Source organism: Pedococcus sp. 5OH_020 (genome assembly GCF_027812955.1).
In the GTDB taxonomy this organism is placed as follows: domain Bacteria; phylum Actinomycetota; class Actinomycetes; order Actinomycetales; family Dermatophilaceae; genus Pedococcus.
In genome coordinates this window covers 1-22,826 of record NZ_JAPYZV010000015.1, presented here as the reverse complement: position 1 = coordinate 22,826, position 22,826 = coordinate 1, and the positions used below count along the sequence as shown (strand labels likewise).

At 69.5% G+C, this 22,826-nt stretch carries 23 protein-coding genes and 2 pseudogenes; 10 read left to right on the top strand and 15 right to left on the bottom strand.

Going from position 1 to position 22,826, the window contains the following annotated elements; translation table 11 throughout:
* Positions 1 to 72: 72 nt before the first annotated feature.
* Both PHA84_RS19635 and PHA84_RS19630 read right to left on the bottom strand, forming a co-directional pair.
* Positions 73 to 696 carry a DedA family protein gene (locus PHA84_RS19635; RefSeq protein ID WP_270889837.1) on the bottom strand — a complete coding sequence of 208 codons (624 nt, stop codon included), beginning with the start codon at positions 694 to 696 and terminating at the stop codon, positions 73 to 75.
* A complete protein-coding gene (locus PHA84_RS19630) occupies positions 693 to 1,151 on the bottom strand; it encodes a nucleoside deaminase (protein WP_270889883.1) in 459 nt (152 codons plus the stop codon). The genes PHA84_RS19635 and PHA84_RS19630 overlap by 4 nt, the downstream gene beginning before the upstream one ends.
* A 64-nt stretch (positions 1,152 to 1,215) precedes the next feature.
* On the opposite strand from PHA84_RS19630, the gene upp reads away from it, so the two are divergent.
* The 5 genes from upp (at position 1,216) to PHA84_RS19605 (ending at position 5,041) form a co-directional block, all read left to right on the top strand.
* On the top strand, positions 1,216 to 1,854 hold the full coding sequence (gene upp, locus PHA84_RS19625) for a uracil phosphoribosyltransferase (protein WP_270889836.1): 639 nt from the start codon (positions 1,216 to 1,218) through the stop codon (positions 1,852 to 1,854).
* Between the two features lie 116 nt (positions 1,855 to 1,970).
* Positions 1,971 to 2,138: a hypothetical protein gene (locus tag PHA84_RS19620; protein ID WP_270889835.1), complete on the top strand. Its 168-nt coding sequence runs from the start codon at positions 1,971 to 1,973 to the stop codon at positions 2,136 to 2,138.
* Between the two features lie 6 nt (positions 2,139 to 2,144).
* Positions 2,145 to 2,888 carry a PH domain-containing protein gene (locus tag PHA84_RS19615; protein WP_270889834.1) on the top strand — a complete coding sequence of 248 codons (744 nt, stop codon included), beginning with the start codon at positions 2,145 to 2,147 and terminating at the stop codon, positions 2,886 to 2,888.
* A 148-nt stretch (positions 2,889 to 3,036) separates the two neighbouring features.
* On the top strand, positions 3,037 to 4,545 hold the full coding sequence (locus tag PHA84_RS19610) for an APC family permease (protein WP_270889833.1): 1,509 nt from the start codon (positions 3,037 to 3,039) through the stop codon (positions 4,543 to 4,545).
* Between the two features lie 10 nt (positions 4,546 to 4,555).
* Positions 4,556 to 5,041: a VOC family protein gene (locus PHA84_RS19605; protein ID WP_270889832.1), complete on the top strand. Its 486-nt coding sequence runs from the start codon at positions 4,556 to 4,558 to the stop codon at positions 5,039 to 5,041.
* A 42-nt stretch (positions 5,042 to 5,083) separates the two neighbouring features.
* Here PHA84_RS19605 and pntB read toward each other — a convergent pair whose 3' ends face one another.
* The 5 genes and pseudogenes from pntB to PHA84_RS20900 all read right to left on the bottom strand — a co-directional run.
* Positions 5,084 to 6,472, bottom strand: a complete 1,389-nt coding sequence (pntB, locus tag PHA84_RS19600; protein ID WP_270889831.1) for a Re/Si-specific NAD(P)(+) transhydrogenase subunit beta — start codon at positions 6,470 to 6,472, stop codon at positions 5,084 to 5,086.
* A 5-nt stretch (positions 6,473 to 6,477) separates the two neighbouring features.
* Complete coding sequence (locus tag PHA84_RS19595; RefSeq protein WP_270889830.1) at positions 6,478 to 8,022, bottom strand: Re/Si-specific NAD(P)(+) transhydrogenase subunit alpha; 1,545 nt, start codon at positions 8,020 to 8,022, stop codon at positions 6,478 to 6,480.
* Positions 8,023 to 8,138: 116 nt separating this feature from the next.
* The gene (locus PHA84_RS19590) at positions 8,139 to 9,116 is read right to left on the bottom strand and encodes a pirin family protein (RefSeq protein WP_270889829.1); all 978 of its coding nucleotides are present in this window, start codon (positions 9,114 to 9,116) and stop codon (positions 8,139 to 8,141) included.
* A gap of 52 nt (positions 9,117 to 9,168) precedes the next feature.
* Positions 9,169 to 9,339, bottom strand: coding sequence for a hypothetical protein (locus PHA84_RS19585; RefSeq protein WP_270889828.1), 171 nt, complete (start codon positions 9,337 to 9,339; stop codon positions 9,169 to 9,171).
* Between the two features lie 36 nt (positions 9,340 to 9,375).
* Positions 9,376 to 9,486 (bottom strand): annotated as a pseudogene (locus tag PHA84_RS20900) (MarR family transcriptional regulator); the annotation flags it as partial.
* Positions 9,487 to 9,528: 42 nt separating this feature from the next.
* Here PHA84_RS20900 and PHA84_RS19580 point away from each other — a divergent pair.
* Positions 9,529 to 9,756 (top strand): annotated as a pseudogene (locus PHA84_RS19580) (MMPL family transporter); the annotation flags it as partial.
* Here the strand turns inward: PHA84_RS19580 and PHA84_RS19575 are convergent.
* Positions 9,680 to 10,195, bottom strand: a complete 516-nt coding sequence (locus PHA84_RS19575; RefSeq protein WP_270889827.1) for a hypothetical protein — start codon at positions 10,193 to 10,195, stop codon at positions 9,680 to 9,682. The pseudogene PHA84_RS19580 and the gene PHA84_RS19575 overlap by 77 nt on opposite strands.
* Positions 10,196 to 10,381: 186 nt before the next feature.
* Positions 10,382 to 12,004, bottom strand: a complete 1,623-nt coding sequence (locus tag PHA84_RS19570) for an AMP-binding protein (protein WP_270889826.1) — start codon at positions 12,002 to 12,004, stop codon at positions 10,382 to 10,384.
* A gap of 121 nt (positions 12,005 to 12,125) precedes the next feature.
* Between PHA84_RS19570 and PHA84_RS19565 the strand changes: the two genes are divergently transcribed.
* Positions 12,126 to 13,751, top strand: a complete 1,626-nt coding sequence (locus PHA84_RS19565) for an ABC-F family ATP-binding cassette domain-containing protein (RefSeq protein ID WP_270889825.1) — start codon at positions 12,126 to 12,128, stop codon at positions 13,749 to 13,751.
* A 23-nt stretch (positions 13,752 to 13,774) separates the two neighbouring features.
* Here PHA84_RS19565 and PHA84_RS19560 read toward each other — a convergent pair whose 3' ends face one another.
* The 3 genes from PHA84_RS19560 to PHA84_RS19550 form a co-directional block, all read right to left on the bottom strand.
* Complete coding sequence (locus PHA84_RS19560; RefSeq protein WP_270889824.1) at positions 13,775 to 15,469, bottom strand: MDR family MFS transporter; 1,695 nt, start codon at positions 15,467 to 15,469, stop codon at positions 13,775 to 13,777.
* Positions 15,469 to 16,023, bottom strand: coding sequence for a MarR family winged helix-turn-helix transcriptional regulator (locus PHA84_RS19555; protein ID WP_270889823.1), 555 nt, complete (start codon positions 16,021 to 16,023; stop codon positions 15,469 to 15,471). Before PHA84_RS19555 ends, PHA84_RS19560 begins: the two co-directional genes overlap by 1 nt.
* Positions 16,024 to 16,191: 168 nt before the next feature.
* Positions 16,192 to 16,641 (bottom strand): MarR family winged helix-turn-helix transcriptional regulator, encoded by a 450-nt coding sequence (locus tag PHA84_RS19550; protein WP_270889822.1) that lies wholly within the window; start codon positions 16,639 to 16,641, stop codon positions 16,192 to 16,194.
* Positions 16,642 to 17,273: 632 nt separating this feature from the next.
* Between PHA84_RS19550 and PHA84_RS19545 the strand changes: the two genes are divergently transcribed.
* The 3 genes from PHA84_RS19545 (at position 17,274) to PHA84_RS19535 (ending at position 19,337) form a co-directional block, all read left to right on the top strand.
* A complete protein-coding gene (locus PHA84_RS19545) occupies positions 17,274 to 18,485 on the top strand; it encodes a pyridoxal phosphate-dependent aminotransferase (protein ID WP_270889882.1) in 1,212 nt (403 codons plus the stop codon).
* A gap of 79 nt (positions 18,486 to 18,564) precedes the next feature.
* Positions 18,565 to 18,978, top strand: coding sequence for a fluoride efflux transporter FluC (locus PHA84_RS19540; RefSeq protein WP_270889821.1), 414 nt, complete (start codon positions 18,565 to 18,567; stop codon positions 18,976 to 18,978).
* A complete protein-coding gene (locus PHA84_RS19535; protein WP_270889820.1) occupies positions 18,975 to 19,337 on the top strand; it encodes a fluoride efflux transporter FluC in 363 nt (120 codons plus the stop codon). The genes PHA84_RS19540 and PHA84_RS19535 overlap by 4 nt, the downstream gene beginning before the upstream one ends.
* 65 nt (positions 19,338 to 19,402) lie before the next feature.
* Here PHA84_RS19535 and PHA84_RS19530 read toward each other — a convergent pair whose 3' ends face one another.
* The 3 genes from PHA84_RS19530 to PHA84_RS19520 all read right to left on the bottom strand — a co-directional run bounded on the left by PHA84_RS19530 (position 19,403) and on the right by PHA84_RS19520 (position 22,436).
* Complete coding sequence (locus tag PHA84_RS19530) at positions 19,403 to 20,221, bottom strand: adenylate/guanylate cyclase domain-containing protein (protein WP_270889819.1); 819 nt, start codon at positions 20,219 to 20,221, stop codon at positions 19,403 to 19,405.
* A gap of 148 nt (positions 20,222 to 20,369) precedes the next feature.
* Positions 20,370 to 21,101 carry a hypothetical protein gene (locus tag PHA84_RS19525; protein ID WP_270889818.1) on the bottom strand — a complete coding sequence of 244 codons (732 nt, stop codon included), beginning with the start codon at positions 21,099 to 21,101 and terminating at the stop codon, positions 20,370 to 20,372.
* A 951-nt stretch (positions 21,102 to 22,052) separates the two neighbouring features.
* Positions 22,053 to 22,436: a cellulase-like family protein gene (locus PHA84_RS19520; protein ID WP_270889817.1), complete on the bottom strand. Its 384-nt coding sequence runs from the start codon at positions 22,434 to 22,436 to the stop codon at positions 22,053 to 22,055.
* Positions 22,437 to 22,826: the final 390 nt, after the last annotated feature.

The following is a 22,826-nucleotide window of genomic DNA, read 5'->3' as shown; positions in this document are numbered from 1 at the left end:
CATAGGGCACTGGAGTGCTGTCCAGCGCTCAGGCGAACGACGGACCCGACCCGGGGCGACCGCCTCGCGAACTCACGCTGCACTTCCTGCGCGGTGCCGCCTGACCGCCCATACGGCGATCGCCACGACCACGACCAGGGCGACGACGCCGGCCGCGCCACGGCCAAGCCACTTCTCCACCCGGTGGTAGGACTGCCCGGCCAGGTAGCCGGCCGTCACGGCTGTGGCACCCCAGGCGATGCCGCCCACCGCGTTCCACGGGAGGAAGACGCGGTACCTCATCCCGGAAAGCCCTGCCAGTGCCGGCATGACAGCCCGGAAGAAGGCGGTCCACCGCCCGAGGAACACCGCCGAACCGCCCCGACGGCGCAGGAACTCCTGCGCCGCATCCAGCTTCCTCTGCCTGCGCCGCAGGACGCCCAGGCCCATGACGCGAGGCCCGAACATCCGGCCGATCTCGTAGCCGACCGAGTCGCCCACCACCGCCGCGACCACCACGACGACCAGGACCCACCACACCGAAGTGTGCCCGAGGCTCGCGGTCACCCCGCCGATGACGGCCAGCGTCTCGCCGGGGATGACGAAACCCACGAACAGCGCGTCCTCGGCGAAGACCACCAGGGCAACGATGACGTAGACGAGCCAGGCCGGCGCGCTCAGGACCTCCTTGACGAGGTCGCCGACCAGCCCGCTCATGGTCCTACCCCTCGAACGCCGTCGGCTCGGTGAGCGGCGAAGAACTCCCGCAGCACCTGGGAACACTCAGACTCTCGCACGCCCCCCAGCACCTCGACGCGGTGGGTGGCCCTGCGGTCGCGCACGATGTCCCACACCGACCCCGTGGCGCCGAGCTTAGGGTCCCAAGCACCCAGCACCAGTCGCGAGATGCGGGCGAGCATCAAGGCGCCGGCACACATCGGGCACGGCTCGAGCGTGACCACCAGCGTGCAACCCTCCAGCCGCCAGGAGCCCAGGGCGAGGGCGGCGGCCCGCAACGCGAGCACCTCCGCGTGTGCCGTCGGGTCGGTTCGGCCCTCACGGAGGTTGCGCCCCTCACCGACGAGCTCGCCCTCGGGGGAGACCACCACCGCGCCGACAGGCACGTCACCCTCGCGACCGGCGCGCGCTGCCAGGGCCAGCGCGACCCCCATCCACTCGGCGTACCGCGGGTCGAGGGCGGGGCCGCGGGCGGGAGTCACGCGCTAAGTTTCGCGTATGCGTGTCCTCGTCGCCGACCATCCGCTGATCACCCACAAGCTCACCTATCTTCGTGACAAGCGCACGGACAGCCCGACGTTCCGAAGGCTCGCCGAGGAGCTGGTGACCCTGCTGGCGTACGAGGCGACGCGGGACGTGCGGGTGGAGCCTTTCGAGATCGAGACGCCCATAGCACCCACCACGGGCATCAAGCTGTCCAACCCGAAGCCGCTCATCGTGCCGATCCTGCGCGCCGGGCTCGGGATGCTCGAGGGCATGGTGCGCCTGCTGCCGAGTGCGGAGGTGGGCTTTCTCGGGATGCAGCGCAACGAGGAGACGCTGGAGGCGATCACCTATGCCAACCGCCTGCCGGACGACCTGGCGGGGCGGCAGTGCTACGTGGTCGACCCGATGCTCGCGACGGGCGGAACCCTCGCGATGACGATCCGCTACCTCGCGGACCGTGGCGCCGACGACATCACCGCCGTGACCCTGCTGGCAACGCCGGAGGGCATCGCCCACCTCGAGGATGAGCTCGCCGACCTGGACATCCCCATCACCATCGTGACCGGCGCCATGGACGAGCGGCTCAACGACAAGGGCTACATCGTGCCGGGGCTCGGCGATGCCGGCGACCGCCTTTACGGACTGGTCTGAGGCGCCCGCCCCCAGCCGTTGAAGTGCGCGGCGCGCCTCACCGCTCCCGCGGGTGCCGTGCGCCACGATGGACGACGCGGTGCGTCCACCGCACACCCGCCCCCAAGGAGACCAGCATGCAGCGCGTGAAGAAGATCCTGCTGTGGGTCCTCGTCGCGTTCGCCGCCTACGCGATCTTCACCTCGCCCAACCAGGCAGCCGACATCGTCCGGACCTCCGGGTCGATCCTGGTCGACGGCGGCAAGAGCATCGGAAGCTTCTTCGACGCCCTGCTCGGCCGCTAGCGCGCCATGGACCGCCAGGCGCGACGCCATGCGGAGCTCGACCGGTACCTCCTCGACGGTGAACGGCTCGTCACGGCCGTGCACCAGCACTGGGGCAAGGTGGCCGAGCCAGTGGGAAGCGCGGTGGCGGGGGGCATCGTGGCCCTCTGGGTGGACGCCAAGGTCGGGCCGAGCTTCCACCTGGTCAGCACGGTGGTGTGGTGGGCCTGGTTCGCCCTGGTGCTGCGGCTGCTCTACCTGCTCGCGCAATGGCGTCACGACTGGTTCGTCGCCACAGACAAACGTCTCCTGCTCTTCTACGGATTCATCACCCGAAGGGTCTCGATGATGCCGCTGACGAAGGTGACCGACATGTCGTACGAGCGTTCTGTCCCAGGCCGGCTGACGGGGTACGGGCGCTTCGTCATGGAGTCGGCCGGGCAGGACCAGGCGCTGCGCGTGGTGAACTGGGTACCTCAGCCCGACCACCACTACCGGGCCATCTGCGCGGAGATCTTCGGCGTCCCGGACCGGGCGCTGCTGGTCGCGGAGGAGGACGGGTGGCCTGCGAGCGTGGGACACGGCCGGGAGGGCTCCATCCCCTCGCAGCCCTCGCCACCTGACCTGTATGCCGGCTGGAACGAGGAGGACCGGGGCCCGAACCGCGCCGCCGGTTCGCTGTACCGCTCCTCCGACCTCCAGGCCCGCGACCGTAGCGCCGACACGGGGCCCATGCCGCTCTACCCGCCGCGCGACGAGTACGACGACTGACCCATGGCTGACGACTGACCCGTCCTTGCGTCGCGGCCGTCCCCAGAACGGGCCGCCGCCGACAAGCGTCCTGGCTCGCCCCGCGCTAGCGTGTCGTGACGTCTGGGCCGCCGGAGGGCGGCCTACGCACCAGACCTGGAGGCCGGCCATGTCCGTGTTGAGGACCAAGTCGATCGAGCAGTCCATCAGGGAGACCGACGACCCGGACTACGCGCTCAAGAAGAGCCTCTCCTGGCTCGACCTCACCGTCTTCGGCATCGGCGTCATCATCGGCGCGGGCATCTTCACGTTCACCGGCAAGGCGGCGAAGGCCTACGCCGGTCCCTCCATCGTCATCTCGTTCGTCATCGCAGCGATCGTGTGCGCCCTCGCCGCTCTCTGCTACGCCGAGTTCGCCTCCACCGTCCCGGTCTCTGGATCGGCCTACACCTTCTCGTACGCCTCGTTGGGCGAGGTGGTGGCCTGGATCATCGGGTGGGACCTGCTCCTGGAACTCGCCCTCGGCGCAGGCGTCGTCTCGCAGGGCTGGTCGTCCTATGCGAACCTCCTCCTCGGCGACCTGGGAATCCACCTACCGGACGCCCTTGCGCCACGTACCGAGGACAACCCGGCCGGCCAGCTCAACCTGCTGGCCTTCCTGCTCATCGCGATCCTCACCGCCCTGGTCGCCTGGGGAATCAAGGAGTCGATGCGGGTCAACCTGGTCCTCGTCGGGATCAAGCTGTTCATCGTGCTCTTCGTCATCTTCGCGGGCCTCGCGTACATCAAGTCGGCCAACTACCACCCCTTCATTCCGCCGGCCAAGGCCGGGGCCGCCAGCGAGGGGCTCAAGCAGCCGGTGATCCAGGCGCTGCTCGGCTTCACGCCCACGACGTACGGCCTCGGTGGAATCGTGGCCGGCGCCTCGATCGTCTTCTTCGCGTACATCGGGTTCGACGTCGTCGCGACCACCGCGGAGGAAGCCAGGAACCCCCAGCGAGACCTGCCGATCGGCATCATCGCCTCGCTGGTGATCTGCACGATCCTCTACGTCGCAGTCGCGTTCGTCATCACCGGGATGGTGCGGTACGACAAGATCGACCCGGACGCGGCACTCGCCACGGCTTTCAAGGACGCGGGCAAGGCCGGCTACGGCACGGTGATCTCCTGTGGCGCGGTCGCAGGGCTCACGACCGTCGTGATGACGCTCATCATCGGCGCCTCCCGAGTCCTGTTCGCCATGTGCCGTGACTGGCTCCTGCCGCCGAGCCTCGGCAGGACGAACCCCCGGACGGGCACCCCCGTCCGCATCACGATCCTCGTCGGCCTCGTCGTGGCCTTCATCGGCGCCTACCTGGGCAACCACATCGACCTCGAGGAGATGGTCAACATCGGCACGCTGGCCGCCTTCACACTCGTGTCCGTGGCCGTGCCGATCCTGCGGCGCAAGCGTCCGGACCTCAAGCGAGCCTTCACCGTGCCGCTGTCGCCGGTGGTGCCGCTGCTGGCCGCGGTGGCGTCGCTCTACCTCATGCTCAACCTGTCGATCGAGACCTGGATCCGGTTCCTGGTGTGGATGGCCGCAGGCTTCGTCATCTACTTCCTCTACAGCCATCGCAACGCCCGCCTCGCCGGACGTCCGAAGGAAGACGAGGTCCCCAGCCTCACCAGCACCTAGGGTCGGCCGAATGCGCATCAGTGTGGTGCTCGACGGGCAGGACCTGAGCCTGCTCAGGCCCTTCTGGTGCGCCGCCCTGGGCTATGAGGTGGCCGGCGCCCTCGAAGACTTCGACGTGCTCCGCGCCCGCGACGGCGAGCCAACGGGGCCAGTCTTCATCCTGCAGCGGGTCCCCGAAGGGAAGGTGCACAAGAACCGCATGCACGTGGACGTGCACCCGCCGCTCGAGCTAGGGGTTCCCGGCCTGGTCGAGCGCCTGGAAGCGCTGGGCGGGCGGCGCCTCGGGGAGCCGGTGACGGATCTGCTGGCGTCGCTGGGCATCTGGTGGCAGGTCATGGCGGACCCGGAGGGCAACGAGCTCGACATCGTCGCGGACCCGGGACATCCGGGCCCCGGCCATCCGGGCCCCGGCCATCCGGGCCCCGGCCATCCGGGCCCCGGCCATCCGGGCCCCGCGCCCGGGACGCCGGCCTCGCCCGCCACGCCGGCTCCCTAGAGCGCCTCTCGCCGGCTCGCCAGAGTGCCGCCCGCCGAGTGGCTACAGCGCCTTGATGATGTCCTCGACCCGGTCCTTGGCGTCACCGAACAGCATCTGGGCGTTCTCCTTGAAGAACAACGGGTTCTGCACGCCGGCGTAGCCCGTCGCCATCGAGCGCTTGAACACGACGACGGTGCGTGCCTTCCAGACCTCGATCACCGGCATACCGGCGATCGGGCTGCTGGGCTCCTCGGCCGCGGAGGGGTTCACGGTGTCGTTGGCACCGATCACGAGAACGACGTCGGTGCCCGGGAGGTCGGGGTTGACCTCGTCCATCTCCAGCACGATGTCGTAGGGGACCTTCGCCTCGGCGAGGAGCACGTTCATGTGGCCGGGGAGTCGTCCGGCGACGGGGTGGATGCCGAACTTGACGTCGACGCCGCGTTTGCGGAGCTGAGCGGTGAGCTCCGCCACCGGGTACTGCGCCTGCGCAACGGCCATCCCGTAGCCGGGAGTGATGACCACGGAGGAGGCGTCGCGCAGCAGCTCCGCCACGTCGGCGGCCGTCGTCTCCCGGTGCTCGCCGTAGTCGCGGTCCTCGCCCATGGAGACCTCCTGACCGAAGCCGCCGGCGATCACCGAAACGAAGGAGCGGTTCATGGCCCGGCACATGATGTAGCTGAGGATCGCACCGGACGACCCGACGAGCGCGCCCGTCACGATGAGCAGGTCGTTGCCGAGCATGAAGCCGGCCGCTGCCGCCGCCCAGCCGGAGTAGCTGTTCAGCATGGAGACGACCACCGGCATGTCACCGCCACCGATGGACGCGACGAGGTGCCAGCCGAAGGCCAGCGCCACCACGGTCATCACCAGCAGGGGGACCACAGAGTGCGACCGCACGAACCACACCAGCAGCACGGCGGAGAGCACGAGCGCCGTCAGGTTGAGCCAGTGCCTGGCAGGCAGCATCAGCGGCGCTGAACGGATGCGGGCGCTCAGCTTGAGGAAGGCCACGATGGAGCCTGTGAAGGTGACCGCACCGATGAAGACGCCGAGGAAGACCTCGACCAGGTGCAGGCCGTCAGCAGTCCCCGCGTCGCTGGACTCCAGGTACGAGCTGTACCCCACCAGGACCGCGGCGAGGCCGACGAAGCTGTGCAGCATCGCCACGAGCTCGGGCATCTGCGTCATCTCGACGACGCGGGCCCGCCAGAGCCCGATCGCTGCCCCGACCGCCATGGCGGCGACGATGAGGGCGAGAGTGGCGAGCCGGCTGCCAGACCTGTCCACGGACAGCCAGATGGTCGCCACGAGAGCCAGCGCCATGCCGGTCACACCGAAGGCGTTGCCCTCCTTGGCCGACTCATGGCGGGAGAGGCCGGCGAGGGACAGGACGAACAGCACGGCCGAGACGATGTAGGCGGCCTGCACGAGGTTGGAGGTCGTCACGCCGCTCAGTCCTTCCGGAACATCTGGAGCATGCGACCGGCCACCGCGAAGCCACCGAAGATGTTGATGCTGGCCACGGTCGTGGCGACGAAGGCGAGAGACCGGATCAGCGGGTCGGTGTGGCCGAGCTGCAGGATCCCGCCGACCAGGATGATGCCGCTGATGGCGTTCGTCTCCGACATCAACGGCGTATGCAGCGCATGGGCCACGTTGGAGATGACGTAGAACCCCACGATGACGGCGAGTGCGAAGACGATGAAGTGTCCTAGGAAGGCGGCCGGCGAGCTCGCTGCGACGAGCGCGAACAACGCCGCGGCGACCACCATCCCCCCGTACTTGCGGCGGGGGTCGCGCGGTCCAGGTGCAGCCTTGGGCTCGCGGGCCTGCACCGGCGCCGGGCCGGCGGGCGCAGCACTCACCTGGACCGGCGGTGGTGGCCACAGCGTCTGTCCGTCGCGGCATACGGTCATGCCGCGCTGGACCACGTCCTCGAAGTCGAGCACGAGCTGCCCGTCCTTGCCGGGCGTGAGGAGCTTGAGCAGGTTCACGAGGTTGGTGCCGAAGAGCTGGCTGGCCTGAGTGGGCAGCCGGCCCGGAAGGTCGGTGTACCCGATGATCCTTACGCCCCCACTCGTGGTGACCAGCTGGTCGGCCACGGTCCCAGCCACGTTCCCGCCGTTGGCGGCCGCCATGTCGACGACCACGGATCCCGGCTTCATGGAGGCGACCATCTCCTCGGTGAGCAGTCGCGGCGCCGGCTTTCCGGGGATCAGCGCCGTGGTGATGACGATGTCGACGTCCCGGGCCTGCTCGGCGTACAACGCTGCCGCCTTGGCGTTGAAGTCCTCCCCCATCTCCTTGGCGTACCCGGTGAGGCTCGGGGTGTCGTCGGCGGCGTTCCCCAGGTCTATGCGCAGGAACTCCGCGCCCATCGACTCGACCTGCTCGCCCACCTCAGGGCGGGCGTCGAACGCGCGGACCACGGCGCCCAGGCTGCTCGCCGTGCCGATCGCCGCGAGCCCCGCGACGCCGGCCCCGACGACCAGCACCTTGGCGGGCGGAACCTTTCCGGCGGCCGTCACCTGGCCGGTGAAGAGCGAACCGAACTCGTGAGCCGCCTCGATGACTGCGCGGTACCCCCCGATGTTCGCCATTGACGACAGCACGTCCAGGGACTGTGCTCGGGAGATGCGCGGCACCGCGTCCATGGCGAGGGCCGTGACGCCGGCCTCCGTCAGGCGGGTGACCAGCTCCGGGTTCAGCGCCGGGGAGAGCAGCGACGCCAGTACGGCACCCGGTCTCAGACGGGCGATCTCGGCCTCCGACGGGGGGTTGACCTTCAGGAGGATGTCGCTCGCCCACACCTCGTCCGCACTCACGACGGCTGCGCCCGCGGCGGCATACGCCTCGTCGGAGAAGGCGGCTCGGGCTCCCGCCGACCGTTCGAGCGCCACCTCGTAGCCCAGCGCGGTCAGCTGACCGACGGTCTTGGGCGTGGCAGCCACCCGGGACTCCCCGGGCTTGGACTCAGCCGGTACACCGATTCGCACCTACAGCTCCCGTCGTTGCAAGGTCGCGTGACGACGACAACCTACGGGAGCGGGTCGCTACCGGCGCGTACCTGTGACTGCCGTCGCGCCCGCCGTCCACACCGTGGACATGGCACTCACGATGAGCCGCCGCCCACGTGGCCGTGGGGCACCGGCTGACCGAGCCGTCCCGCCTGGTAGTCCTCGAAGGCCCGCATCACCTCGGCCTTGGTGTTCATCACGAACGGCCCAGCCCACGCAACCGGCTCGCGGATGGGCAGACCACCGAGGATCAGCACGTCCATCCCCTCCGAGAACCGCTGCTGCTGCGTGCGCGCCGACGACAGGCTCAGCGCGTCACCGGTCCCGAGGACCGCCAGCTGGCCCGTGCCGATCGGCGTCTGGTCCGGCCCGACGAGACCGTCGCCGCCCATCACGTAGACGAGTGCGTTGAAGTCGCGTCGCCAGGGCAGCTCGAGCACTCCGCCGGGCGTCACCGTCGCGTGGACCATGGCCATCGGCGTGTGCGTGGAACCCGGGCCGCGGACCCCGCCCACCTCGCCGGCGATGACCCGCAGGAGCGCACCGCCGTCGGCGGACGTGGCCAGGCCCACCTCGCTGGACCGCAGGTCCTGGTAGGCCGGCGCCTTCAGCTTGTCGACCCTCGGGAGGTTCACCCACAGCTGGAACCCGTGGAAGAGGCCGCCACTGACCACGAGGTGCTCGGGCGGCGCCTCGATGTGCAGGATGCCCGATCCCGCCGTCATCCACTGGGTGTCGCCATTCGTGATGGTGCCGCCGCCGCCGAAGGAGTCCTGGTGGTCGAAGATGCCGTCGATGATGTACGTCACCGTCTCGAACCCACGGTGCGGATGCCACGGGGTGCCCTTGGGCTCGCCAGGCGCGTACTCGACCTCCCCCATCTCGTCCATGTGGATGAACGGGTCGAGGTCTCGCAGGTCGACCCCGGCGAAGGCGCGCTTGACCGGGAAGCCTTCACCTTCGAGGCCACCCGGCGCGGTCGACAACGAACGAACAGGGCGCCGCACGGCGGACGCCGCCGGGGCGGGTACTCGCGGAAGGACGGTCAGGTCGGGGACGGTGACAGCTGGCATCTGGATCTCCTAGTCGTTCAAATTTCAACTATTCCGTGAACGCCGATCCGAGTCAACCCATTCCCGACCGCGACCCGCCGCCCTCCTCCAGAGCCCGGGCGGCCGCGTCGACGGCATCGAGGAGGAAGCGCAGCACGGTGGCCTGCTCGTCCGGCGAGTACGTCGCGATCGCCTCTCGCATCGTCGCGCCTATGGGGGCGAAGATGCCCTGGGCGACACTCATCGCTTCATCGGTCACCTCCACGGAGACCCGCCGACGATCTGCCTCGCCGTGCGTGCGCCGGACCTGGCCGGCAGACTCCACACGCCGAAGCAGGGCTGAGGTCGCCGGGCGGCTGAGGCCGAGGGCCGTCGCCAGCTCTCCAGGCGAGACGTCACTCTCCGAGCGTCGCGCCCGCTTCTCGGCGTCCTACCGCTCGTGCAGCTGGCGCAGAGCGGCGTCATCGTCGGTATCGGCGTGCTCCCCGACACGCCCCTGGTGCTGTCCGTCCTCGTGCCGGCGCTGGTCAGCCTGCTCGGCGAGCGGTTCTGGTGGCCAGGACACCCAGCCGGCCGGGCAGCCCTCAGCCCTGCTGACGCTCCGTCCCGACGCCATCGCGTCGCTCGCCCTCCCACGAGCCGGAACCCGCCTCACGGTTGACGCCATCGTCATTCCCACGGCGGTCAGTGCCCCGGAGGTCGTCGATGCGTTCTCCGTTCTCGTCGAGTCGGTAGCCGTCGTCGTCCGTCTGCACGTCAGGGTCCCGAGCATCGGCGGCGCGCAGCCGCTCGTCCCGGGCGCTACGCACCTCATCCGCCCGCTCCGAGCGTCGCTCGGCCTCCGCCTCCAGACGCTGCGCCTCGGCTGCACGCAGGTCCGCCTCGGCCTTGGCCTGCCGCGCCTTGGCGTCCGCCTCGGCGGCGTGGGCCTCTCGTTCGCGCAGCCCGCGGTCGTGCTCGCGGGCCTCGTCGCGAAGCCGGGCAGCCTCTGTGCGATGCGCCTCCGCCCGCCGCGTCCGTGAAGCCCTCATGACGAGCGCCAGGATGACGGCGACGACGACGATAGCGACGATGATCCAGACGATCGTGCTGGTATCCATGGATCTCTCCCGGGTTCGCAAACCCCCCTCGCGGGGGTCGGTCCACCGATGTCCTACCCACTGGCCCGTCCGCTCACACCGCGACCCGAGCGACTGGGTGACCTGGCGACCTCCGCGACCTTCGCGACCTTCGCTAGCTCGGGGACCCCCGCCGACCTCGTGACCACCTAGCCGGTAGTGGTCGGGTCAGGTGGAGGAGAGTCCCAGCTCCGCCACCGACTTCTCACGCATCTCGACCTTGCGGACCTTGCCCGTGACGGTCATCGGAAAGTCGTCGACGACGACGACGTACCGCGGGATCTTGTAGTGCGCGAGCTTGCCGGTGGCGAACGCGCGCACGGACTCGGCATCCAGTGGTGCCGCGCCCTCACGCATCCTGATCCAGGCGCACAGCTCCTCTCCGTACGTGGCGTCGGGGACCCCTACCACCTGTGCGTCGAGGATGTCGGGATGGGTGTAGAGGAACTCCTCGATCTCACGCGGGTAGATGTTCTCGCCACCCCGGATCACCATGTCCTTGATGCGTCCGGTGATCTGCACGTAGCCCGCGTCGTCCATCACGGCGATGTCGCCGGTGTGCATCCAGCCGTCCACCAGGACCTCGTCGGTCTTGTCCGGCTGCTCCCAGTACCCGAGCATCACGGAGTAGCCCTTGGTGCAGAACTCCCCCGCCTCGCCGCGCGGCAGCGTCTCACCCGTGGTCGGGTCGACGACCTTGATCTCGAGGTGTGGGTGCACGGCGCCTACCGTGCCGACCTTGCGTTCGAACGAGTCGTCGGTGCGCGTCTGCGTGGACACCGGGGAGGTCTCCGTCATCCCGTAGCAGATGGTGACCTCCTCGATCCCAGCGGCGATGAGCTTCTCCATCATCGTTGCGGGGCAAGGCGATCCCGCCATGATTCCGGTGCGTACGCTCGACAGGTCGTAGGTCTCGAAGTCTGGCAGCGACCACTCCGCGATGAACATCGTCGGTACTCCGTAGAGCGACGTGCAGCGCTCGTCCTGGGTGGCCCTCAAGGTGGCGGCCGCGTCGAACCCGGGCGCTGGGATGACCATGCAGGCGCCGTGCGAGGTCGCCGCCAGGTTTCCCATCACCATGCCGAAGCAGTGGTAGAAGGGCACTGGGATGCAGATCCGGTCCTGCTCCGTGTACCGGCACAGCTCGCCGACGAAGTACCCGTTGTTGAGGATGTTGCGGTGGCTGAGCGTGGCGCCCTTGGGGAAGCCGGTCGTGCCGGACGTGTACTGGATGTTGATGGGGTCGTGGGGGTCGAGCCCTTCCTGTCCGTCGCGCACCACCTCGGCACCGACGTCGGCCGCACGTGCGAGGAGTGCATGCCACGAGTCGGAACCGATGACGTAGGCGTCCACGAGCGCCGGACAGCCCGACCGCACCTCCTCGAGCATGGCGACGTAGTCGCTGGTCTTGAAGGACCGGGCGAGGAAGAGGTGAGAGACCCCCGCCTGGTTGAGGACGAACCCCAGCTCGTGCGTGCGATAGCTGGGGTTGATGTTGACGAGGATGGCTCCGATCCTCGCCGTGGCGTACTGGACCTGCGTCCACTGCGCGCAGTTGGGTGCCCAGATGCCCACCCGCATCCCCTTGCCCACACCGGCGGCGACCAGGGCGCGAGCGAGCCGGGTGACCTCCTCGGCGAACTCGCCATACGTCCACCGGATCCCCTGCTGGACGTCGACGAGGGCTTCTCGGCCGGCGAACCTGGCGACCGTGGCGTCGAGGTTGTCCGCGATCGTCTGCTCCAGCAGCGGAGGCTGCGTCTCACCGACCGTGTGCGACAGCGTTGTCATGACTGCCATCCCACCCCTGACGCCGCCGCCCCACAACCCCCGGCACACGTGCGGGCCGGCCTCCGTCGTCGCCGAATCCCGCTTTCCTGCGCTGCGCCCGTGCCGGTACCGTCCTGGCGTCATGTCCGCGACCCTCAAGGCCACGCAGCTCGCCGCCGGCCACGGCGCCACAGCGCTCTTCGCAGGTCTCGACCTCGTCGTGGCGCCGGGGGACGTCATCGGGCTCGTCGGAGCCAACGGTGCCGGCAAGTCCACGCTCCTGCGCGTCCTCGCCGGTGAGCTGGAACCCGAGGACGGCCGCGTGACGCTGAGCCCGCCGACCGCCACCGTCGGACACCTCCCCCAGGAGCCCGAGAGGCGCCCCGGCGAGACGGTCGCCGGCTTCCTCGGCCGGCGCACGGGCGTTGCCGAGGCCGAGGGCGAGCTGAACGCCGCCGCCCAGGCGCTCTCCGAGGACGTCACGGCCGCCGACGACCGGTACGACGCCGCGCTGCACGGATGGCTGGCCCTCGGCGGCGCAGACCTGGAGGAGCGGCAGGCCCAGACCCTTGCGGCGCTCGGTCTGGACGTATCCCCCGAGACGGTGATGACGACGCTGTCCGGGGGCCAGATGGCCCGAGTGGGGCTCGCAGCGCTGCTGCTCTCGCGCTACGACGTGCTGCTCCTCGACGAACCGACGAACGACCTCGACCTCGAGGGCCTGGAGCGGCTGGAGCGGTTCGTGATCGGCCTGCGCAGCGCCGCCGTCGTCGTGAGCCACGACCGCGAGTTCCTGGCTCGCACGGTGACCCGCGTCGTCGAGCTGGACCTCGCGCAGCAGCAGGTGGGCGTCTACGAAGGCGGGTACGAGAGCTACCTCGCCGAACGCGAGCTGGCCCGCCGCCATGCCAGGGAGGCGTACGAGGACTACGCGCAGACTCGGAGCCGGCTCGTGCAGCGAGCGGACACTCAGCGCAGCTGGATGACCGTGGGGGTCCGGAACGCCCGGCGCAAGGCGACGGACAACGACAAGTTCATCCCCGCCTTCCGGGCGGAGTCGGCGGAGAAGCAGGCCGCCAAGGCCCGGCAGACCGAGCGCATGATCGAACGACTGGAGGTCGTCGACGAGCCGCGCAGGGAATGGGAGCTGCGGATGTCGATAGCCACCGCGCCACGGTCGGGAACGGTCGTCGCGAGTGCCAGCGGTGCGGTCGTCCGCCGCGGCGCCTTCAGCCTCGGCCCGGTCGACGTGCAGGTGGAGTGGGCGGACCGCGTGGTGGTAACGGGTGCGAACGGCTCCGGGAAGAGCACGCTGCTCGGCCTGCTCCTGGGCACGGTCCGCCCTGACGCGGGCGTGGCAGGCCTCGGATCCGGTGTGAGCGTGGGAGAGGTGGACCAGGCGCGTGCGCTCTTCCTCGGGCGCCAGCCCTTGGCGCGGGCCTTCGGCGACGCCCTGGAGGGCTGGCCTCAGGCGGAGGTGCGAACCTTGCTCGCCAAGTTCGGCCTCGGGACGGACCACGTGCAGCGGCCCGCGGCCTCCTTGTCGCCTGGAGAGCGGACTCGGGCGGCGTTGGCACTTCTCCAGGCGCGCCAGGTCAACCTGCTGGTCCTCGACGAGCCGACCAACCACCTCGACCTGCCCGCCATCGAGCAGCTCGAGCAGGCGCTGGACTCCTTCCCCGGCACGGTTCTCCTCGTCACGCACGACCGGCGCATGCTGAGCACGGTGCGGGCGACCCGTCGCTGGCACCTGGACAAGGGTGGCTGAGCGAGCTCTGAGGCTCGGGGCCCTCAGCCGACGGGCCGGGTAACGCTCGTCGCCGCCACTGTGCCGTCGACATGGTCGGCGCCTGCCTTGGGCTCGTCGGTGCGGAAGTCGGACGCCGTGGGCCCATCCGGGGTGCGTTCCTCGACCATAGCGACCGTCGTACGCAGCGGGACCTCCTTGACGAACAGCACGGCCAGGAGCGCGACGACCGCGACGGCGGCGCTGAGCAGGAAGATGTGGCCGGTGGCGTCGCCATACGCGCCTCGCACGACGAGCGCGACGGGAGCAGGCATGTCCTTGAGGTCCAGGGTGCCCGTGCCACCGCCGGACTGTGCCGCTGCTGCCGCCTTGGGACCGAGCTCGGCAAGGCCGGTGACGATGCCGTCACGGACGCGGTTGGCGAGCACTGCGCCGAGCACCGAGACGCCGACCGCACCGCCCAGCGTCCGGAAGAACGCGATGGTGGCCGAGGCCGCGCCGATGTTCGCCACATCGACGGAGTTCTGCACCGCCAGGACGAGGTTCTGCATCATGGCGCCGAGGCCGAACCCCATCAACGCCATCGCGACGCCGATCTCCCAGAGAGGGGTGACGTGGTCCAGGCGCGCCAGCCATACGAGGCCGGCCACCAGGAACCCGCCGCCTCCCACGATGACGCCCTTCCACCGACCGGTGCGGCTCACGTACTGGCCGCCGGCCGTGGAGGAGACCAGCAGCGCGCCCATCAGGGGAATCGTCAGGAGACCGGCATGGGTGGGGCTGTAGCCACGGGAGACCTGGAAGTACTGGGTGAGGAACGTGGTGCCGCCGAACATGGCGACCCCCACGGCACCGCTCGCCACCACGACGAGCCCGGTGGTGACGTTCTTGAGGAGCCGGATGGGGATCACAGGCTCCGCGGCGCGCCACTCGACGACGAGCGTCAGCGCGAGGGCGACGAGTGTCCCACCGAGGTACCACGCGGTCTGCGGGGACCACCACGGGAAGTCGCTGCCCGCGAACGTGACCCACAGCAGCGGCAACGACGCCGTGACGGCGATGAGCGCCGCGCCGAGGTAGTCGATCTTGGGGGTCCGCTTGGCGGTCGTGACGTGCAGGTTGGCCTGCAGGACGAAGATCGCGACGACGGCCAGCGGCACACAGACATAGAAGGTCCACCTCCAGCCGAGCCTGCTGTCGACGATGACGCCGCCGAGCAGCGGACCGCTGACGGTAGCGACTGCCATGACTGCGCCCATGTAGCCGGAGTACCGGCCACGCTGGCGCGGGGCGATCATGGCTCCCATGATCGACTGGGTGAGGGCCGTCAGGCCGCCCATGCCGAGGCCTTGGACGACGCGGCAGGCGATGAGGAAGCCGACCGTCCGGGAGGCTCCGGCGGCGACGGAGCCGGCGACGAAGACCACCAGAGACGCCTGGACGAGCAGCTTCTTGCTGAACAGGTCGGACAGCTTGCCCCAGATCGGGGTGCTGACCGTGGTGGCCAGCAGTGACGCTGTGATGACCCAGGTGTACTGGCGCTGGGTGCCGTGCAGGTCCCCGATGATGGTCGGCAGGGCCGTGGCGACGATGGTGCTGCTCAACATCGCCGTGAAGAGACCGGCCAACAGTCCGGTCATCGCTTCGAGGATCTGACGGTGGCTCATCTGCCCCGTGTCCGGGTCCCCACGGTCCCCACTGAGGGCCAGGGGTCGGGTGGGTGCGGTGGTAGTCGACATCACAGGCTTTCGGACGTGGCGTGGTGGGGGTGGTGGAGGGGGTGAGGGTCGTGGTCGGTGAGGCTGGCGACCATCGTCAGCCGCCGGGGGGCTGTCGCCCTTTCGCCGGCGCGTCGGATGGAGTGTTCGAGCAGGGTGAGGAGACCGGGCAGCCGCTGGACGTCCTCGTCGCTCAGCTCGGTCAGCGCATCGTCGAGCAGCGTCACGTACTCCTGCTCGACCGTCTCCAGCTGCCTGCGACCCTCTTCGGTGAGCGAGATGTGGCAGGCACGAGCGTCCCGGTCGTCCCGGGTCCGCTCCACCAGCCCGTCGTCCTCGAGACGCGCCAGCGCGCGGCTGACCACGGATGGCGCGACGCCGGTCGCCTGCGCGAGGTCGCCCGGGCGGTCCAGGGCGCTGTCGTAGGAGAGGGCTTTGAGGATGGCCAGTGCCGTCCCCGAAGCACCGAGCTGTACCTGCCGCTGACGAGCCGCGGACCGGCTGGCCCGGATGAGGCTGGACAGCGCGGACACCACGTCGCGGGTCGTGGTGCGGGCACCGGTCGAGACAGTCATGGCGTCCCCTTAGTTGGTTGCAGAACACAACCATAAGCCAATTAGTTGCCGAATGCAACTTGATTTGGCACCGAGTCTGTCGGAGACGAAAAGGCGCCGGCGATCGCGGTGAAGCCGAGGGCGCGCGCGTGGCGCCCATGGTTCGGCGCCGGGGCTCACCCGGCCCGGTCAGGCGGAGAGCGTCGTGTTGAGGCGACGCAGCAGCCGGGCCAGCTCCGCGATGTCGGTGGGCTCCCAGGTGCCCAGCTGCGCCCGCAGCCGCTCCCGCCGAGCCTCGAAGGAGCGCTCGAGCGCCTCAGAGCCGGGCGGCGTGAGACGCACCTGGCGGGCTCGGGCGTCCGCAGGGTCGGGGATCCGCTCGACGAGCCCCAGCGCCTCCAGCGTCGCGAGGTTCCTGCTCGTCGTGGACTTGTGCAGCCCGAGCACATCCGAGACCTCGCCACCGCGAACCCCTCCCCCGCCCGCCGACAGCTCGCGGACGGCGACCAGCACGGCATACCCGGCGGCATCCAGCTCGGGATGGACGTCCGCGGCCGTACGCCGCTGACCGCTGCGCGCCCTACGCACCAAGCGCGTCAGCTCGACCTCGAGCTCGTCGAACGCAGAGGTGGGCGCCATGGGCACGAGAGTACGGGGAGCGGACGCACGGTTCGCGCGACCGCCAGGGGACTGTCAGGGTGGGCGCCGTGGAGGAGCTCAGGTTCAGTGGGGCAATCGCCGGGGTCGGCACCGCCAGCGGGACGCGCTTCGTCGTGGGCCGTTGGGACACCTCGCCTTTCGGCACCTTCGCCGACGTCATGGTCGAGGACCGGCAGGGCCATCGCACGCTGCTCGCGCCGACGCCGCAGCTCGCGGACTTCGTCGCGCGGACGTATGTCTTCGACGAAGTCTGCGTCACACCGGTCGACGTGACGGTCGCCGACCGCACCTGGGCGGTCCGGGCGGGCGACCACCTCACCGCCGAGCTGGTCGTGGGCCGGACGGAGCCACCGACCTGCATGCGCTGGCCTCTGTGCATGGCAGCTGGCGAGGCACCGACCTGGGAGAGCTCGCGCCGGTCGATCCGCCGTGCCGGTTCGGCTTCAGCTCACTCCTGCAACCCCCTGCGTGACGCAGCTCGTCACGACGGTCGTCACCACGGCCACCGTGGTGCGCCACTCCTGAGAGCGCAGGCCGCTCCTCAGCGGCGCTGGCGCGCGGGCCGGGGTGGCGGCGCGCCACGCCTCTACCGAGCCTGGAACACTGGCCTGGTGCGCCCGGTGAACCAGTCCAGAAAGCTCCAGAACGTCCGGTACGACGTGCGCGGGCCGATCCTCGAAGAGGCCCACAAGCTCGAGGCCGAAGGCCATCGCATCATGAAGCTGAACATCGGCAACCCGGCGCCGTTCGGCTTCGAGGCCCCCGAGTCGATCCTCGTCGACATGATCCACAACCTGCCCGAGGCCCAGGGGTACTCGGACTCGCGCGGCATCTTCTCGGCACGGACCGCGGTGGCGCACTTCTACCAGGAGGAGGGGCTCAAGGACGTCACCGTCGAGGACGTCTTCATCGGGAACGGCGTCAGCGAGATGATCTCGCTAGTCCTCCAGGCGCTCGTCGACAACGGCGACGAGATCCTCATCCCGGCCCCCGACTACCCGCTGTGGACTGCCGCCGTGACCCTGGCCGGGGGCACGCCCGTGCACTACCTGTGCGACGAGGAGGACGGTTGGAACCCGAGCCTCGAGGACGTCGAGAGCCGGATCACGGACCGCACCAAGGCCATCGTGCTCATCAACCCGAACAACCCCACGGGTGCCGTCTACTCGCAGGAGACCGTCAAGGGGTTCGTCGAGCTGGCCACGAAGCACGACCTCGTCGTCCTCGCTGACGAGATCTACGAGAAGATCCTGTACGACGGCGCCCGGCACCATCATGCCGCGACGTACGCGCACGACATCCTGTGCCTCACCTTCAGCGGGCTGTCCAAGGCCTACCGGGTGGCCGGGTTCCGTTCCGGCTGGGTCGTCGTGACGGGAGCCAGACAGCGCGCGGGCAACTTCCTCGAGGGGCTGACCCTGCTCGCAAACATGCGGATGTGCGCGAACGTCCCTGCGCAGCATGCGATCCAGACGGCACTGGGCGGGTACCAGTCGATCCGGGACCTGATCCTTCCGGGTGGCCGGCTGCTGGCCCAGCGCGACCTCGCGCACCGGCTGATCACGGACATCCCCGGCGTCACCTGCGTGAAGCCGCAGGGGGCGCTGTACCTGTTCCCACGGCTGGACCCACAGGTGTACCCGATCGAGGACGACCAGGCGTTCGTCATCGACCTGCTCCGGGCGACCCACATCCTGATCACGAACGGCACGGGCTTCAACTGGCCCACGCCGGACCACGTACGCATCGTCACCCTGCCGAGCGTCCAGGACCTGGAGTTCGCCATCGGCCGGATCGCGGAGTTCCTGGCCACCCAGCGCTAGGTTCGCGGCGGCAGGCGCTCTGCAGCAGAGCCATGGCAGGCCGAGTCACGGCAGGCCGGCCTTTGGCAGACTGTCGCGGGTGTCCGCCCACCACCCCGACCTGACGAGCGGGCTGTTGGGTGCGGTGGCCCTCGGCGGCGCGATCGGCTCGCTGAGCCGGTACGGGCTCGCGGTGGCGCTGCCGCATAATGCGGGCTCGTTCGCGTGGTCGACGTTCGTGGTCAACGTCACGGGCTCGTTCGCGATGGGACTCCTGGTCGTATGGGTGCTTTCCCTCGCGGAGCCACACCCCTGGCTGCGCCCGTTCCTGGGCGTGGGGGTGCTGGGGGGCTGGACCACCTTCTCCAGCTACGCCCTCGATATCCACACGATGGCCGTAGGGGGGCACCAGGGGCTTGCGGCTGCGTACCTCGTCGGCTCCCTCGTCGTGGGCCTGGCGGCGGTCGGTCTCGGGGTCAGTCTCGGTGAGCTCGTCTTCGGCCGACGTCGATGACCGCCCTGCTCGTGGTCTGCGGAGCTGCCGTAGGGGCACCGGTCCGCTACCTGGTCGACCGCTGGAGCCGCCGGCACAGCCGCGCCGGGACGACGCTGGGGACGTTGGTCGTCAACGTCGTCGGGTCGCTCCTGCTCGGTCTGGTCGCCGGCCTGCCAGGTGCCCCGAGCTGGGTGTTCGCACTCGTCGGTGTCGGGTTCTGCGGAGCCCTCACGACGTTCTCGACACTGGCCTTCGAGACCTGGGCGTTCTGGGAGGAGCGGCACTGGCGCCCACTCGTCGCCAACCTGTCGCTGTCACTGGGGTTGGGCCTGCTCGCCGTCTGGCTGGGCTCCGCCCTGGGTCGCGAGCTGGGCTGAGGGCAACCACGCCGGGTCCCGTCGGAGGCCGTGACGGCTCGCGGCTCAGGCTGCTGTGGAGAGGCTCAGGGTGCTGCTGAGACCCGGGGCGTCGCCTGCCGCAGGACCACGACCTCGATCGGCTCCGTCCGCCCACGGATGTCGACCAGCCGACACTCCCTGCTCTCCGCCGTGGCGGACGAGGCGGAGACGGCCGCCTGGCTTGCGATCACCTCGCCGGCCAGCGCGGCGGATGCCAACCGCGCGGTGGTGTTGACGGCGTCCCCCAGAGCGGTGAAGTCGTCGACCGTGTCCGCAGGGCCGCTGGCGCCGACGAACGCCTCACCGGTGTGCACGGCGGTGCCTGCGGGGATGGCTCCTGACGGCGTGGCGTCGGACCTGGCGGCACGCTCCGCCAGGTCCAGCGCCGCCGAGACGGCCTGGTCGTTATAGCCAGGGCCGGAGATGCCTCCGAAGAACAGGCCGATGACCTCGTCCCCCACGATCTTGTCGACGAGGCCCCCGTGGCTGACGATGGCCTGGGTGGCCAGCTTGTAGAAGTGGTGGAGGAAGGCGTGGAACTCCGCCGGCCGCAGCTGCTCGCCGAGAGTCGTGGAGCCGCGGACGTCGGAGAAGACCAACGACACAGGGATCTCGACCCCCGTGAGGCCGAAGCCGCGCAGCACCTCCACGCACTTCATGCAGAGGGAGGGGTTACCCGAGCGGCCGTAGCCCCGTGGGCCGAAGACGAGGCGGCCCACTCCTGCGAAGGGTGCCGCGCACAGCTTGCACCGGGGGTCGGAGGGGAACCGCAGGTTCCGGCGTCGCCGGTCGGCCAGGCCGGGATGGTCTCCGGTCAGCATCAGACGCACGAAGTCGGGCGTCATGCCCACGGACTCGGCCATGCCCTGAATGTACGCCCGGGGGCGTTGCGCGGGACAGGCTTTCCCCGACTGGAGGGACAGCAGCGGGTCCCGGCCCGCCGGTAGGGCCGGGGGCCAAGTGGCGGTAGGGCCCGGGCCGAGTGCCGGTAGGGCCGGCGGAATGGCGACGCTAGCGCGTGGGCCGCGGACGACCGGCGTACGGGTCGGAGAAGAGGAAGTGGAGGGCGCGGGCCCCCACGTAGACCGAGTCGGGGATGAACTCGGGGACATCTCGGAGCCGCTGGAGCGGGAACTGGCTGAGGATGTCCTCCCGAGTGAGCTGCTCGGTCTCCGTGACGGGTCGGATGAAGTCGTTGACCGGGTCGTCCAGACCCACCACGCTGATGGCGAGGCCGACCGGCGCCAGGATGTCGCGGTGTGACGCGACCACTCCGTAGCCGAGTGGTGGGTTGAAGATCCGCGTCATGCCACCACACGAGCGCATCACGAACTTGCCAAGCTTCAGATGGTCCGCCATCGCGGCGAGGTGCGACCACTCGAGCACGGTGTACGGGGCGTCTGGACCGGCCTCCCTCGGAGTCGAGATCGCGGACAGGTTCCCGAAGCCTCGCAGAATGACCGTCGGGATCGTCGGGTCAGTCATCGCCGACTCGAAGTCCGCCACGGTCGCGCGCATGTGGAGCACGGGCTCGCGGTCATTCGCCTCGATATGGGCGACCAGAGCCTGCGCATCGCTCTCGAAGGACGCGTAGTCGTCGCGTTGGTCCTGAACCAGTCCGGCGACGAAAGGCATGAGCACGGCGACCTTCGCGCCAGGCCCGTCGCGGAGGCTGAACTCCCCAGCGGCCTTGAGGGCATGCACCTTCGCCTCAGCACGCCTGAACGTGGTCCTGTTCCTCATCTGCGGCCACCTGCCTGGTCCCCCGAGAGGACTGCGCAAAGCGCAGCCTCACCGCTGCCCGGGCGACTGTGCGGGCGTTTCCCGGACAGTCGCGAAGGTACCGCTCCGACGTCGGCACGGACCGAGAAAGTAACGCCCGTGTAGCCGTTCAGCCCATGACGGTTCTTGCGTTGGCCCTGGAGGGCAGTCGCACAGTCGCGTTTGCCTGCATAGGCGCGCGGAACGGCAGGCGCTGCCCTGCTTGCGGCCGCTTGTGACCCCTGTCGCCCGGCTCTGCCAGGTGCTGATGGCGGCACCACGGTCGACCGGCACAGCAACAGCCCCGGCCGTGTGGATCGGCGCGGGGCTGTGACCTGCTGGGCTCTGTCTCAACACAGAGTGCGCCCGAAGGGATTCGAACCCCTAACCTTCTGATCCGTAGCAATTCCCGGACAACGACTGGCCGTGACTCGGCACGACTCACAGAGGATCCCCGTGGCGCATCGTTGCAGGTCACGGCGCTGCAGACGCGTTCAGTCGTCCAAAGCCGAGTGTTGTCGGATCGTTACTCAGGTCGTTCCACGCCGGGCTTCTTGGGCCCATTTCTGGGCCCGTCTTCCTCGATCTGCAGAGGGCCTCCTGCCAGGGAGGGGCTCATTGGGTCGCATGCCGGATTCAACGACGTCGCCGCGAGGCGCCGCATAGGTGGCCGCAATCCTTGTGACGTGGTTCGGGCTTGGCTGAGATCACGGCAACAGCCTCTGTGGACCTGGCCCCGCTCTCGAATGGCCGAGATTCGATCTTGCTTTCCGGCCGTGCGTACGCCACGTGCGGCCACGGAAGACCCGAATGTTGCACGAGGCGGTGCACGAAGACGCAGGGTGGGCCGATGACGTGCGCGTTCCCGTCTGCCTGAAGATCGGAAGCTCGGCCGGCGAAGTGTCGGTATCGAGTCCTCGTACTGGCGCCTCCTCAGGAGCCTAGGAACTCGCTGTTCCAGTGCTGTTGCCAGGCCACGTTCTGCCATCCCGGGTGGTGGGGGGCGGAGTTCGATCCCAGGACTACGCCCCAGGCGCCGGCGGCCATGCACCGGCGCAGGGCCGCTTCGGCGACGGCCTGCCCGACGGGTCCGTCCTCGACCTCGGCGTGTAGCGGTGTGTACCCGATCCAGCCCTCGCCGATGACCAGTGGCACTGAGTGACGGTCGGACCACCGGGCCAGCACGCCGAGACGGTCGTCGAGGGCCTGGTCCATCGCCTGCTGCCACTGTCCGTAATTCTCGTACAGCCACCGGTCCCAGCGCGCCGTGTCGATCCAGTCGTAGCTGTAGAACATGCTGGCGGAGGTCAACGTCACCGCTGCCGCTCGGCGCAGTGGCCCCCGTCAAATCGGCCCCCGACACGTGGGTGGCGGCCGTGGGCACAGGAATCGCTCTACTGGAGCCGGGCGCGGGGCTGCACTGGCTGGGCCGACCGGCGGACGGCGGCACTCCTCGTCGGATGAACGATGGCGCCTGCGACACCCGCGGGCGGTTCTAGGCGACCTGCATGGGTTGGAACGCAGAACCTGGCGCGGGTTCCGTCTTCCTCGTGGACCACGACGAAACCATCAGCACCCAGGTGGAGGGACTCGCGGTCCCAAACGGACCCGCATTCACCGCGGACGGCTTAGCCTCGATCCACCGATGGGCCTGAGGTGTTGAGCGCGCCGTAACAACGAGATGCCCCGCCGTGCTGGGAGATTGGT